The sequence below is a fragment of the Collinsella sp. AF18-8LB genome, assembly GCF_003459795.1.
GTDB lineage: Bacteria > Actinomycetota > Coriobacteriia > Coriobacteriales > Coriobacteriaceae > Collinsella.
In genome coordinates, this window is record NZ_QRWU01000001.1 from 469,057 (window position 1) to 483,335 (window position 14,279).

A 14,279-nucleotide genomic window follows, 5' to 3' on the forward strand; every position below is an offset into this window, starting at 1 on the left:
GAAATGCTCGATTTAACAAAATTCACGACCGAACAGCGTAATCAAAGGTCAATGGACCTCGATACGATGACATCGCTGCAAATCGTCACGACGATGAACGATGAGGATCTTCGTGCCGTCCAGTCGGTCACAAAAGTGCTGCCCCAGGTTGCCACAGCAATCGACTGGGCTGCTGAGGCACTCGAGCGCGGTGGGCGCGTCTTTTACATGGGCGCAGGCACCAGCGGTCGTCTGGGCGTACTCGACGCTTCGGAGTGTCCGCCCACGTTTGGCGTGTCACCCGATCTGATTGTCGGGCTCATTGCCGGAGGCGAGACGGCGTTTATCAAGGCTGTCGAAGGTGCCGAAGACAGCGAGGAGCTTGGCGCGAACGACCTGCGAGAGCGTGGACTCTCGGACAAGGATTTTGTCGTTGGCCTGGCAGCAAGCGGCCGTACTCCTTATGTGGTGGGCGGCCTTGTGTACGCCAAGGCAATTGGGTGCAAGACCATTGCAATTGCCTGCAACCAAGGGTCGAAGATCGGAGAGAGCGCAGATCTTGCCATTGAGCCCGTGCCTGGTCCCGAGGTGCTGACCGGCTCAACGAGGCTCAAGGCGGGAACGGTTCAAAAGCTCATCCTCAACATGATTTCGACCGGTGCCATGGTCAAGATCGGCAAGGTATACCAAAACCTGATGGTCGACGTGCAGCAGACGAACGAGAAGTTGGTGGTGCGCGGACAGAACATCGTGATGGAGGCGACCGGCTGCACGCGCGAGCGCGCTGTTCAGGCGCTTGTAGATGCCGACGGCCACGTAAAAACCGCTATTGTCTCGGTACTGCTGGACTGCGATGCCGAGCAGGCTGCGGTAGCTCTTGAGCGGGCGCGCGGCCATGTCCGTGCTGCGGTGAGTGGCCATGAGAAGAGCAATGCCGATGCCCAATAGGTGCGCGGCGTGAGCTGATATGACATCCAAACGAGATACCCAATACAAGGAGGAGTTATGACGAACAAAGAGCTGGCTCAAAAGCTGCTGGACCTTTTGGGCGGTAAAGACAACGTGCTCGCAAACGCGGCGTGCATGACGCGCCTGCGCGTGACCGTCAAAGACACGGGCAACGTCGACACGGAGGGTATTAAGGCACTCGACGGCGTGATGGGCCTGGTCGAGGACGACACGATGCAGATCGTGCTGGGTCCGGGCAAGGTGAATAAGGTGCTCGAGGAGTTCTCCAAGCTCACCGGCCTTGCGAAAGGCGTTGCTGACGAGAGCGTGGTTGACGCTGCGGCCACAAACAAGGCCGCGCAGAAGGCCAAGTACGAGTCCAAGCCGGTTCAGGCCTTCCTCAAGAAGATTTCCAATGTCTTCGTCGCCCTGCTTCCCGGCATCATTGCGGCTGGCCTCATCAACGGTATCTGCAACGTCATTAACGTCTCGACGGCAGGCGCGCTTGCAGGCGAGTGGTGGTACCAGGGCATTCGTTCCATGGGCTGGGCCCTGTTTGCCTATCTGCCCATCTTGGTGGGCTATAACGCGGCACGTGAGTTTGGTGGCTCCGCTGCGCTGGGCGGCATCGCCGGCATGATGTGTATCGCCAACAGTGCCATGCCCCTGCTTGCGCCTGGCGCGGCTGATCCTGCCACTGCCATTCTGCTGCCGCTTACCAATGCGCAGTACAACCCCGCAGCGGGCGGCATGATCGCGGCTCTCATCGCTGGTGCATTTTTTGCCTGGATGGAGCGTCAGATTCGCAAGGTTATGCCCAACGCACTCGACACGTTCCTGTCCCCGTTGCTGGTGCTCATCATCGGCGCCTTTGCTCTGATGCTCGTCATCCAGCCGGTTGGCGCATGGCTGACGACTGCCATCTTTAGCGTTTTGACCTTTATCTTCGAGAAGCTGGGCGTCCTGGGCGGCTATATCCTGTCGGCAGGCTTCTTGCCGCTGGTGTCCGTCGGCCTGCATCAGGCGCTCACGCCGATCCACGCTATGCTCAACGATCCCGACGGCGCTACCAAGGGTATCAATTACCTGCTTCCCATCCTTATGATGGCTGGCGGCGGCCAGGTCGGTGCCGGTCTGGCGCTGTACTTTAAGACCAAGAACGCCAAACTCAAGAAGTACGTCGCCGAGTCCATTCCCGTTGGAATCCTGGGTGTGGGCGAGCCTCTGATGTATGCTGTTACGCTGCCGCTCGTTCGCCCGTTTGTGACGGCCTGCCTGGGTGCCGGATTTGGTGGCGCGCTCGCGGCGCTGCTTCACATCGGCACGGTTTCTCAGGGCGTTTCCGGTCTGTTTGGCCTGCTGATCGTCGTTCCGGGCCAGCAGCTCGGCTACGTTGCCGCTATGCTGCTTGCCTATGCCGCCGGCTTTGTCCTGACGTGGTTCTTTGGCGTCGACGAGCAGAAGATCAACGAGTTCTTTGGCGAGTAGTTTGATATCGCGAGCCGTGTTGCTCAGAGCTCGCGGCGCGCGGCAGATTTCTTGATGCTATGGTTGTGCCGGCGGGGCTAACTGCTCCGCCGGCCTTTTTTAAAGGAGCGTTGAAGCGTGAAAACGGGTATTTCGATTTATCTTTCCAGCCCTCTGCAGGATATTGAGCGGACGATTGAGCGCGGTGCTGCGGCGGGTGCGCGCTATGCGTTTACCTCACTGCATATTCCCGAGGATGGGGGAGCGGCGTATGCCGATAAGGTCCGTCATGTGCTGTCGCTGCTTTCCGCCCGCGGCATTGCGCTCATTGCCGATGTGGGGCCGCGCACGTGCGATTTGCTCGGGCTTGAGCGCATCGAGGACCTGCGCGATCTGGGGTTGGAATACCTTCGTTTGGACTATGGCTTTAGCGCCCAGCGGGTCGCGGAGCTGTCCGGTGTATTTCGCATTGTGGTCAATGCATCGACGGTGAGTTCTGATGAAATCGCATCGTGGCGTGAGGCCGGTGCCGATGTGACTCGTTTTGCCGCCTGCCACAATTTTTACCCCAAGCCTTATACCGGCTTAGCTCTGGAGGACATTGCTCGGGTGAATCTTCGTCTTGCGGCGCTTGGATTCGAAATCATGGCTTTTGTGCCGGGTGATGCTAACGTTCGCGGGCCGGTATTCGAGGGGCTGCCGACGGTTGAGACGCAGCGCGGTCGCGCGTCAAAGGTTGCCCTCAACATGCTTGAGCTCGCACATGGCGCCGATTGCGACATTGTGTTGGTCGGCGACCCCGATCTTTCCGATGCGGGCTGGGCGCAGTTTGCTCAAGTTTCCGCCGGATACGTGGACTTGCAATGCGAGCTTGAGTCCAGTTATGCCTACGTACGTGGGCAGATTCATCACGACCGGCCCGATTCGAGCGTCCTCATCTTTAGGTCTCAGGAGTCGCGCACGACGCATAAGCCGGATTCCGTGCCGACGGATGCCGGAGCCGGCCTGCCGCGAAAGGCGGGGTCGATCGCTGTGAGCAATAGCGGCTATGGGCGCTACGAAGGCGAGCTTGAGATTGCTCGGGTCGATCTTCCCGGTGACGAGCGTATGAACGTTGCGGGCCATATCACGCCCGAGGCAATGGAACTGCTGCCGTTCATCAAACGCGGATTCGGGGTACGGTTCGTTTAGCGTGTGACCCGTGGGCTACAATTGGGCCATCGTGCGAAGGCGCCTCGTGTGGCGTGTGCCTGCGTTGGCCGATCTATATTCGGAGGATTCCCATGACTGTACTGTTTGTTGAATATCCCAAGTGCTCGACCTGTAAGAAGGCTAAGGCATGGCTGGACGAACACGGGGTAGAGTATATCGACCGCGATATCGTTTTGGACAATCCCACGGCTGATGAGCTTGCGACCTGGATTGCTCGTTCGGGGCTGCCGGTGCGGCGCTTCTTTAATTCGTCGGGCATGAAATATCGAGAGCTGGGCCTGAAGGCGCGTCTGGATGCGGGCATGACGGATCGGGAGTGCTACGAGCTGCTGGCGACCGACGGCATGCTGGTCAAGCGTCCGCTGCTGGTGGGCGACGACTTTGCGATTCCCGGCTTTAGGGAAGCGGCTTGGGCCGAGGCGTTGCTGTAGCGGCTGCGGAAAGTGCGACCCGTTTTGAGCGCTCGGGGCGGGACGTGTTTTCCATCGGCGGGCTCGCTCGGCTCAATCCTCGAGCTGTGTCCATTCGTGCGGATCGTAGACCTTTACGTGCTTGTTGGGCTTGCCGCTCCAGTACTCCTCGTCCATAAAGGGCAGATATGCCTGAACGCCGGGGCAGATAAAGGGAATCCGCTGCTGTTGCAGTCGCTCGCGCTGGCGCTGCTCCAGGTGCGCCTCGGATATGACGGTCGGCATACCGGACAGCTCGACGAGGCTTGCCTGGATTCGCTTAAGGTCGGGGAGTCCCGCGTGCCATGACATCCGCATGATCAAAAATGAGGCGCGGCGGTAGTTTGCCTGCATCACCGTGATGGCGGGGCGCAGTGTGGGATGGATCTTGTCCCGTTCGGGCCAAAGGTCAGCAGTGATCTCGAGGCCCAGGGTCTCCCATAGGTAATCAAGCTCTTCGTCCACGGCGCCTCGATATCTACGCGATCATTGATACTTCGATTGTGTTGCCTGGTGCTATCGTTTTCGCGGTAGAATCTGCCAACGGTTGACGGCTACCGCTCGCGGCGTTTTGCCCTTCGTGTACAGCGGTCGGCTTCACAGGTCCTTCACGGGTTGGACTAAAGTAGGCCAATTTGGCTGAATTTTAAAAAAGTCAAAATTGGGGCTTGCGTCACGGCGGTACTTCCCGTATATTTCTTTCTTGCGCAAAGGCACAGCCGAGCGCAGCGATGCAGTCATTGGGATGTCGTCTAATGGCAGGACAGCGGATTCTGGTTCCGTCAATGGGGGTTCGACTCCCTCCATCCCAGCCATTGCATTTGCTACATATGGCCCGTTCGTCTAGCGGTTTAGGACGCCGCCCTCTCAAGGCGGAGATCACCAGTTCGAATCTGGTACGGGCTACCAAAATTGAACGCCCGGGCCTCGTAAGAGACCCGGGTTTTGCGTATTGACCGATATTTAAGGCGCGCGTTGAGTCTGCCGCCCGGACCGAGGAGTTGTCATGGACCTGTCTATCAGCTTGGAAGACATCACGTATGCCGAGAACTATCTGGCGCAGGGCGACCTGGCTACGGCGACGCCGCTGCTGGAGCGTCTGGTTGAGCTCGCCGAGGAGTATATCGACGCTGAGTGCAAGACGGAGGAGAAGCGCCAGTACTTTAGCTTCGATAGTAAGTTTGAGCGTCTGGCCTATCGCCGCGTGGAGAAGGATCCGCGCGAGCTGGTGCAGGTCGAGGTTCCCTTTGACCGCCTGTACTCCGACATGGCGTTTGCCTACATCCGCCAGCAGGATTATGTGAGTGCTCGGAATGCCCTGATGCAGGCCGTGCGTTGGGATCCCATGAACTGCAACTATCGCTTGGACTTGGCCGAGCTGTTCCGTGCGCTCGAGGACAAGCAGGAGTGGGCATCGCTCTCGTTCTCGGTGCTGGAGCGCGCGAGCGACGGTAAGTGCGCCGCACGCGCCTACACCAACTTGGGTCAGTACTTCTTGGAGCCCGAGACCGAGAACATTTCGGCTGCCGTGGGCTGCGCGCGTCTGGCGCTGCGCCTGGCGCCCAATGATGCGCATACGACGCGCCTGCTCAATAAGATCCATACCACCTATCCGGATGCCGCCGATGAGAGCGACGACCACGTGATGGGTGAGCTCGCCCTGCAGGGCGTGCCGACCTCACCTTCGGCCGAGATCGCCATCTGCCTGATCATGTGTGCGACCGACGCTGCGAGCGACGGCGACAAGCAGGAGGCTACGCGCCTGACGGTCCGTGCCCGCGACCTGGTGGGCGAGGAGGCATGCGCGGCGATCATTAAGCTGGTGCGCGAGAGCGATGCCGAGCTTAACGCCGAGCGCAAGGCAAAGCGCGAGGCTGCGGGCTCAAACGCCGACGACGTCAAGGAGGCCGGCGATGCCCAGTAAGCGCGAGCGCAAGCTCATTTCCAAGAATCGCTCGGCGCATCACGAGTACTTTATCGATGAGACGTTTGAGTGCGGCATTGAACTGAGCGGCACCGAGGTCAAGTCGATTCGCGAGCGCGCCTGCCAGATCACCGATACCTTCGCGCTGATCCGCGGCGGGGAGTGCTGGCTCGTCGGCCTGCATATCCACCCTTATAGCCATGGTGGCGTGTGGAATCGCGATCCCGACCGTCGGCGTCGTCTGCTGCTGCACCGCAAGGAGATCGACTTTCTTGACGGCAAACTTCGCAACCGTGGTTATGCGCTGGTTCCGTTGGAACTCTACTTTAATACCGACGGTCGCGTAAAACTGCTGCTGGGTCTGGGCCGCGGCAAGAAGCTCTACGACAAGCGCGAGGATATGGCCAAGCGTGACGTTCAGCGTGAAATCGATCGCGCGCTTAAGGAGCGTAATCGCTAGGAACGAATTTGCGGGGAGCTGCCCTGCTGTGCCCGTCCCGTCTTCCTAACTTTTTTGACACATTTGCCTCAAAGGCGGCGTCCGTTATGGGCGGCGCCTTTTTTGTGGGTACATACAACCGTGAGGTTCGATCCCGGGTTAGGGGAGTGATTGTTATGGACAAAACTGCGTTCTTTACCATGCCGAGCGGACTGTACGTGGTGAGCGCCGCGGCAGACGGGCTGCGCGCCGGCTGCGTCATCAACACAGCAGTGCAGGTGACGTCCGCGCCGCCACGCATCTCGGTTGCCGTGAACAAGGATAACGTTACGTCTGGCGTTATCGCGTCTGCCAAGGCCTTTGCACTGACGGTGATCGACCAGACGGCTGATATGCTCTACGTTGGCAACTTTGGCTTCCGTACCAGCAGCGACTATGACAAATTTGCCAAGTACGAGACGCGCGAGACCGCACTGGGCATGCCTTATGTTCCCGAGCATGCGGCGGCGCTGTTTAGCTGCCGTTTGATTGACACCGTGGATGTGGGCACGCACCTGCTCTTTATTGGCGAGGTTGAGGATGCCGAGCGCTTGAGCGACGAGACTCCGTTGACCTATGACTACTACCACAAGGTTCTGAAAGGTAAGACGCCGCCCAAGGCTTCTTCGTATCAAGGCTAGAAATGTTTCGAAAGTACTTGCATTATATTATTGAGAACATATACTGATAAATGAAGTACACCAGCAGTCACGTTCGAGAGGAGAACATCATGGCTGAGGAGAAGAAGACGTATAAGTTCGTATGCACCGTTTGCGGTTATGAGGTAGAGGTCGACACGCCCGAACTGCCCGAGGACTACGTGTGCCCGGTCTGTGGCGTCGGTCCCGATCAGTTCGAGCTTGTCGAGGAGTAGCTCGTAGACACACGGCTTGCAGTAACACATAGCTCTGTCCAAGGGCCCCGGTCGAATTCTCGGCCGGAGCCCTTTTGATTAATTCATCCCCAAGGGATCACGGCTGCTGTTAGCCGATCCTGTCTGACGTGAGTCCGGCCGACCGTTTGTCTCAATCTGTAACATGTGGCGGCTCAAAACGGGCCTATCTGTTACAGATTGAGACAAAGGTTGGAGCTGAAGAAATGTCTCGATCTGTAACATCTAGAAGCGGAAATTGGGTCCACTTGTTACAGATTGAGACAAACCAAAACCGTCCGGCAGAAGATCTCAACCCGTAACATCTAACAGTGAAAACGGGGTCTACGTGTTACAGATTGAGACAAACGGAGCTGTCTCTCGGAAAGATCTCAATCTGTAACACCTAGACACCAAAAGCGGGTCTAGACGTTACAGATCGAGACGTTTGCCTGGGTAGGTGCCCCGCTCCATTACATCCCTGTCAACAACACGACATCGAGAATCGTCACGATGGCACCGATCCCTACGAGTAGCGCGTTGAGCGGGCGCGAGTTGGCGTATTTGCCCATGACGCGGCGTGAGCTGGTGAGCCGTATGAGCACAAAGACCGTAATCGGCAGCTGAAGCGACAACAATGCCTGACTCCAGATGAGACCTTCAAAAGGATTTGGGACGACCAGACACGCCGCCACTGCGCCGGCGAAACAGGTCGCCACCCCGATCGAGGAATGTCGGTCGTGGATGTCGTATTCCTCGTCGAACATGCCCGCGGTGATGGTTCCCGCCGCCATGCCTGCCGTCACACTACTCGAGAGGCCTGCAAACAGCAGTGCCACCGCAAAGATGGTCGAGCTTGCCGGGCCCAGAATGGGGGAGAGCGTGGCCGCTGCGACGGCGATGTCGTCTACGACAATGCCGTGCGCAAAGAAGGTCGTTGCGGCCAGGATGACCATGGCCGAGTTGATTGCCCAGCCCACGCCCATCGAAAAGAGCGTGTCGAAGAGCTCGTAGCGCAGACGCTCTTCGATAACCTGCTCGCCTTGGCCTTCGAAGTGCATGGATTGGATGACCTCGGAGTGCAGGAAGAGATTGTGTGGCATAACGACCGCGCCTAGGACACTTACGATAATCGCTACCGAGCCAGTGGGCATACTGGGCGTGATCCAGCTTGCGGCGGCTTGCGGCCAGTCGACCTTGACCAGCGCAAGCTCGGCCAAAAACGAGAGTCCTACCACGCCTACGAAGGCGATGATCCAGCGTTCGGCACGCTTGTAGGAGTTCGTCATCAGCATCGCCATCGATACTGCCGCCACGATGACGCAGCCCGCACGCACGGGCAGCCCAAAGAGCATTTGAAGGGCGATTGCGCCGCCTAGGACCTCGGCCATGGCGGTGGCGATGGTCGCGAGATAGGCGCTGCCGAGCACCGCGCGTCCCACGATGCGGGGGAGGTAGCGTGTCGTGGCCTCGGCAAGACAGGCGCCCGTGGCGATACCCAGGTGTGCCGCGTTGTGCTGCAGCACAATGAGCATAATCGTGGACAGCGTGACGATCCACAGCAGCGCGTAGCCAAACTGCGAGCCCGCGGCCATATTGGAGGCCCAGTTGCCCGGGTCGATAAAGCCGACGGTGACGAGCAGCCCGGGACCGATATGCCGCGCAATGTCTAGGCCTCCGTGACCACCGGTGCGCGGGGAGCCAAAGTGATGTTTGAGATGGTTGAGCATGGTGCATTCCTGCGTGCCGTTTGTTTGACGCCACAAAGGATAACCGTTTTAGGCTCGAAAGTTAACCAAGACTAATAAAAATGCCGTATTTGAATAGGATGGTGAAAGGGGGCTGCCGAAATGTCTTGATCTGTAACAACTGGGGATGGAAATTGGGCCTAGGTGTTACAGATCGAGACAGGAAGAAATGGTCCTATGGAAAATCTCGTTCTGTAACAGCTGACCGCCAAAGCCGGCCCTTCGCGTTACAGATTGAGACATTCGGAATTGTCTCTCGAAAACATCTCAATCTGTAACAGTAAGCCGTCGAAATTGGGTCTTCCTGTTACAGATTGAGATGTTTGAAGCGGTGAGCTTACAGGCCGAACTTGGGACCCTTGTTGTCGCCCTTGAGGTCGGCGGTGTCCACTCGTAGGGCGTGCGTTACGCGATTGTTTCGAAACGGGCGGGAAACACAGCGGGCCGGCGATGCTCCTAGTATGCCTATTCAACTGACTGTCTTATATCTAGGGGAGGATCGCGATGCAGGCAGATTCCGCTCAGCAGCAGGGCCTTTATCGCCCCGAATTCGACCACGATGCATGCGGCATCGGCGCGCTTGCCGATATCAACGGCGAGCGCCATCACCAGATTCTGGACGACGCGCTGTCCATTTTGGTTAACTTGGAGCACCGCGGCGGCACGGGACTCGAGAAGAACACCGGCGACGGTGCCGGCATCCTGTTCCAGGTTCCGCATCACTTTTTTCGAAAAGAGGCTCAAAAGTGCGGCCAGATTCTGCCGACAGAGGGCGACTATGGCGTGGCCATGCTGTTCTTCCCGCAGGACGACAAGGGCGTAGAGGATGCCCGCCGCGTGTTTGAGGAGGGCTGCGCCGAGGCCGGCGTGCCGCTGCTCTTTTGGCGCGAGGTACCGGTCGACCCGCACGACCTGGGCGAGACGGCCCGCGCCTGCATGCCTACTATCTTGCAGGCCTTCCTGGGCCGTCCGGACGACACGCCCGCCGGCGATGCCTTCGAGCGCCGCCTGTACGTGTGCCGCCGTACCATCGAGAAGAAGGCCGACGCTGAGTTCGCTCTGCGTGACAAGATCTTCTACGTGTGCTCCATGAGCTCGCGCACCATCGTGTACAAGGGCATGCTGGTCGCCACGCAGATGCGCCGCTTCTTCATTGATCTTAACGACGCCGCCGTCAAGACGGCTGTGGCGCTCGTCCACTCGCGCTACTCCACCAACACCACGCCCAGCTGGGAGCGTGCGCACCCCAACCGTTTTATCATTCACAACGGCGAGATCAACACCCTTAAGGGCAACGTCAACTGGATTCGCGCCCGCGAGCCCAACCTGTACAGTCCCGTGCTGCAGCACGATCTTGAGCGCGTGATGCCCATCATCAACCGCGAGGGTTCCGACTCCGCGATTCTGGACAACGTTCTCGAGTTTTTGGTTATGAACGGTCGTCCGCTTACGCGTGCCGCATCCATGCTGCTGCCCGAGCCGTGGGACCACAACGATAGTCTGAGTGAGGAGCGTCGCGCCTACGACGCCTACCAGTCTATGCTCATGGAGCCTTGGGATGGTCCGGCGGCGATCGCCTTTACCGACGGCCGTACCCTGGGTGCCGCCCTCGACCGTAACGGCCTGCGCCCGGCTCGCTACTACGTGACGCGCGACGGCCGCTTTATGCTGGCGAGCGAGGTGGGCACCATCGAGGTGCGCCCCGAGAACATCCTGACGAGCGGCTGCCTGGGACCGGGTCAGATGCTCGAGGTCGATTTTGCCCGCGGCCGCGTGATCTACAACGACGAGCTGCGCGCCCGTTACGCCAAGGAAAAGCCCTACCGTGATTGGATTGCCGAGGAGACGCTGACCGTCGACGCGCTCGATGAGCCCGTTGCGGCAACACCCGCCGAGGACGCCGAGGTACCTGCCGCCGTGCGTATGGCCAAGCTTGGCTATCACTGGGATGATGTTGACGAGGTCGTGCGCCCCATGGCCCAGCAGGGCAAGCCCCCGCTCGCCTCGATGGGTATCGATGCGCCGCTGGCCTGCCTGTCCAAGAAGACGCGTTCGTTCTTTGACTACTTCTATCAGTTATTCGCCCAGGTCACGAATCCGCCGATCGATGCCCTGCGCGAGCACATGGTCACCTCGACCACGCTCTACCTGGGTAACCACGGCAACCTGCTCGAGGATTCCCGCACGGCCTGTCAGCTGGTGCGCTTGGAGCGCCCGTTGCTCAACGAGGAGGAGTTCGACCGCATCTGCGCAATCGACCGTGTGGGCTTTAAGACCCGTCGTTTCCGTGCCGTCTACCGCCGCGATGCCGGCGAGGGCGCGCTGCAGGCTGCGCTCAAGCAGCTTGCCGAGGACGTTGAGGCTGCGGTCCGCGACGGCGTGAACATCGTGGTGCTGAGCGATCGCGCCGGAGCGGGCGAGGTGCCCGTGCCGTCGCTGCTTGCCGTGGGCTGCGTGCACAATCACCTGATCCGCGCCGGCGTGCGCACCTTTGCCGACATCGTGGTGGAGTGCGGCGACGCCGTGTCCCCGCACGACTTTGCGGCGCTGGTGGGCTACTCCGCGAGCGGCATCTATCCGTACAACGCACATGCGTGCATCTGCGATCTGGCTGCGCGCGGCGACCTGGACGTGACAGCCGAGCAGGGAATCGCCAATTACAACAAGGCTGCGACCGCCGGCATCGTCTCCATCATGTCCAAGATGGGCATCTCCACGGTGCAGAGCTATCATTCCGCGCAGATTTTCGAGGCCGTGGGCTTTACCCCGGAGTTTGTTAACGCGTACTTTGCCGGCACGGTGAGCCGTGTGGGCGGTATGGGTGTCGAGGACGTCGAGCGCGAGCAAAACGAGCGATACGACGCCGCGCTCGCTATCCTTAAGAGCCCGGCTCCCGATCAGCTGCCCACACTGGGCCTGACCAAGTGGCGCCCGCTCGGCGGCGAGGATCACCTGATCGACCCCCAGACTGTCTACCTGCTCCAGACCGCCTGCCGTGAGGACAGCTACGACACCTTTAAGGAGTACAGCGCCCGCCTGCACCGCACCGGTCGTGCCGTGCGCCTGCGCGACCTGCTGGACTTTGATGCCAGCGGCCGTACCCCGGTGGCACTCGACGAGGTCGAGCCCGCGTTCAACATTGTCCGCCGCTTTAACACCGGCGCCATGTCGTATGGCTCCATCAGCAAAGAGGCACACGAGTGCATGGCCATCGCCATGAACCGCCTGCACGGCCGTTCCAACTCCGGCGAGGGCGGCGAGGATCCGCGTCGCGAGACCCCGCTGGCTAACGGCGACTCCAAGAACTCCGCGATCAAGCAGGTGGCAAGCGCGCGCTTTGGCGTGACGAGCCGCTACCTGTGTAGCGCCTTCGAGATTCAGATCAAGATGGCCCAGGGCGCAAAGCCCGGCGAGGGCGGCCACCTGCCCGGCAAGAAAGTCTACCCCTGGATCGCCGAGGTCCGTCAGTCCACGCCCGGCATCGGCCTGATCTCGCCTCCGCCGCACCACGACATCTACTCTATCGAGGACCTGGCCGAGCTCATCTTCGACCTTAAGAACGCCAACCCCGGCGCGCGCGTGTCGGTCAAGCTGGTCAGCGAGGCCGGCGTCGGTACCATCGCCACCGGTGTGGCCAAGGGTGCTGCCGACAAGATCTTGATCAGCGGCCACAATGGCGGCTCGGGTGCCGCTGCGCGCGACTCTATCTGGCATGCGGGTCTGCCGCTGGAGCTCGGCCTTGCCGAGGCCCAGCAGACGCTGCTGCAAAACGGCCTGCGCTCGCGCGTGGTGCTCGAGGCCGACGGCAAACTCATGGACGGCACCGATGTCGCCGTCGCCTGCTTGCTGGGTGCCGAGGAGTTTGGTTTTGCGACCATGCCGCTCATCTCGATGGGCTGCCTCATGCAGCGCGACTGCCAGCAGGATACCTGCCCGGCCGGCATCGCCACGCAAAACTGCCGCCTGCGTCGTGGCTTCCGCGGCAAGCCCGAGCACGTCGAGCACTTTATGCTCTTTGTTGCCGAGCAGCTGCGCGAGGTCATGGCGAGCCTGGGCTTCCGCACCGTCGACGAGATGGTCGGCCATCCCGAGTGCCTGCGCCAGATCGAGGTCCCGGGCAACCGCAAGGCCAACCTGCTCGATCTGTCGCCCGTGCTGGCGAGCGCGACCTGCGAGTTCGGTGCCCACATTCCGGGTGCCGACGGTCGTCACTTCCTGCCGCAGATGGCTGCCGACAGTGAGCTCGACAAGACGCTCGACTCCACGCTGTTTGTGCCCTACACGGCCGATGCTCGTGCGCACCTGCATCCGATTCGCTTCCGCGCCGATATCGCAAACGTCAACCGCTGCGTTGGCACCATTCTGGGCAACGCGGTGACCAAGGCGCATCCCGAGGGCCTGCCCGCCGGCTCCATCACCATCGATTGCGATGGATCGGCTGGTCAGAGCTTTGGCGCGTTCCTGCCGCGCGGCATTACGCTCAACGTGTGCGGTGACGCCAATGACTACTTTGGCAAGGGCCTTTCGGGCGGCGAGGTGTCGGTGCGCCCCAACCCGCATGCGACCTTCAAGTTCGACGAGAACATCATCGTGGGCAACGTTGCGTTCTTTGGCGCCACGAGCGGCCGCGGCTTCATTAACGGTCTGGCCGGCCAGCGCTTTGGCGTGCGCAACTCCGGTGCTACCGTGGTGGTCGAGGGCTGCGGAAACCACGGCTGCGAGTACATGACGGGCGGCCTGGCGCTCATCCTGGGCGAGGTCGGGCAGAACTTCGCCGCCGGCATGACTGGTGGCGTGGCCTATGTCTTTGACCAGTACGGCACGCTCGATGCCCGTGTGAACCACGAGAGCGTTGAGCTCAAGGCCCCGACGGCCGACGAACTGACGCAGATTCGTGCGCTCATCCAGGAGCACGTGGACGCGACGCAGAGCCCGCGCGGCATTAAGCTGCTCTACAGCTTTGAGACGATGAGCAAGCACTTTGTGAAGGTCATCCCGACCGAGTACGAGCGCGTGCTGGCGATTGTCGCCGCGGGCGAGGCTGCCGGGAAGACGCATGCTCAGGCCGAGGAGCTGGCGTTTGACATCGTGACCGGTCGCGCGAGTGCCGCGGATGTTGCTCGCTTCGATGCTGCGGGCGATGCTGCGGGCGCTGCGTCCGTGGCTGCCAGCTCTGTTGCTTCGACCAAGAAGGAGGCGTAAG

At 60.4% G+C, this 14,279-nt stretch carries 11 protein-coding genes and 2 tRNA genes; 11 read left to right on the plus strand and 2 right to left on the minus strand.

Translation table 11 applies throughout. The annotated features are described in order from the left end of the window. The first annotated feature begins 3 nt into the window (after positions 1–3). The 4 genes from murQ to DWX25_RS02140 all read left to right on the plus strand — a co-directional run bounded on the left by murQ (position 4) and on the right by DWX25_RS02140 (position 4,037). Positions 4–927, plus strand: a complete 924-nt coding sequence (gene murQ / locus DWX25_RS02125) for an N-acetylmuramic acid 6-phosphate etherase (protein WP_117743556.1) — start codon at positions 4–6, stop codon at positions 925–927. A 57-nt stretch (positions 928–984) separates the two neighbouring features. Next, positions 985–2,415: a PTS transporter subunit EIIC gene (locus DWX25_RS02130; RefSeq protein ID WP_035137407.1), complete on the plus strand. Its 1,431-nt coding sequence runs from the start codon at positions 985–987 to the stop codon at positions 2,413–2,415. 117 nt (positions 2,416–2,532) lie between these two features. Then, positions 2,533–3,585: a MupG family TIM beta-alpha barrel fold protein gene (locus DWX25_RS02135; protein ID WP_117798610.1), complete on the plus strand. Its 1,053-nt coding sequence runs from the start codon at positions 2,533–2,535 to the stop codon at positions 3,583–3,585. A 92-nt stretch (positions 3,586–3,677) separates the two neighbouring features. Next, on the plus strand, positions 3,678–4,037 hold the full coding sequence (locus DWX25_RS02140) for an arsenate reductase family protein (RefSeq protein ID WP_006235321.1): 360 nt from the start codon (positions 3,678–3,680) through the stop codon (positions 4,035–4,037). Positions 4,038–4,109: 72 nt separating this feature from the next. Here DWX25_RS02140 and DWX25_RS02145 read toward each other — a convergent pair whose 3' ends face one another. Then, a complete protein-coding gene (locus DWX25_RS02145; protein WP_117734388.1) occupies positions 4,110–4,520 on the minus strand; it encodes a hypothetical protein in 411 nt (136 codons plus the stop codon). A 276-nt stretch (positions 4,521–4,796) separates the two neighbouring features. Between DWX25_RS02145 and DWX25_RS02150 the strand changes: the two genes are divergently transcribed. From DWX25_RS02150 to DWX25_RS02175, 6 genes are all read left to right on the plus strand, one after another. After that, positions 4,797–4,870: transfer RNA gene (locus tag DWX25_RS02150), tRNA-Gln, on the plus strand. 17 nt (positions 4,871–4,887) lie between these two features. Next, positions 4,888–4,964: transfer RNA gene (locus DWX25_RS02155), tRNA-Glu, on the plus strand. A gap of 97 nt (positions 4,965–5,061) precedes the next feature. Beyond that, positions 5,062–5,979, plus strand: coding sequence for a hypothetical protein (locus tag DWX25_RS02160; protein WP_117798612.1), 918 nt, complete (start codon positions 5,062–5,064; stop codon positions 5,977–5,979). Continuing rightward, the gene (gene smpB, locus DWX25_RS02165; RefSeq protein WP_006235325.1) at positions 5,969–6,439 is read left to right on the plus strand and encodes an SsrA-binding protein SmpB; all 471 of its coding nucleotides are present in this window, start codon (positions 5,969–5,971) and stop codon (positions 6,437–6,439) included. Before DWX25_RS02160 ends, smpB begins: the two co-directional genes overlap by 11 nt. Before the next feature lie 155 nt (positions 6,440–6,594). Then, entirely contained in the window at positions 6,595–7,098 is a 504-nt protein-coding gene (locus DWX25_RS02170; protein ID WP_117763184.1) for a flavin reductase family protein, read from the plus strand. An 89-nt stretch (positions 7,099–7,187) separates the two neighbouring features. Then, positions 7,188–7,331, plus strand: a complete 144-nt coding sequence (locus tag DWX25_RS02175) for a rubredoxin-like domain-containing protein (RefSeq protein WP_035137395.1) — start codon at positions 7,188–7,190, stop codon at positions 7,329–7,331. Positions 7,332–7,801: 470 nt separating this feature from the next. Here the strand turns inward: DWX25_RS02175 and DWX25_RS02180 are convergent, their stop codons facing one another. Further along, positions 7,802–9,058 (minus strand): Nramp family divalent metal transporter, encoded by a 1,257-nt coding sequence (locus DWX25_RS02180; RefSeq protein ID WP_117734392.1) that lies wholly within the window; start codon positions 9,056–9,058, stop codon positions 7,802–7,804. Between the two features lie 522 nt (positions 9,059–9,580). Between DWX25_RS02180 and gltB the strand changes: the two genes are divergently transcribed. Further along, positions 9,581–14,278 (plus strand): glutamate synthase large subunit, encoded by a 4,698-nt coding sequence (gltB, locus tag DWX25_RS02185; protein WP_117798614.1) that lies wholly within the window; start codon positions 9,581–9,583, stop codon positions 14,276–14,278. Position 14,279 lies beyond the last annotated feature (1 nt).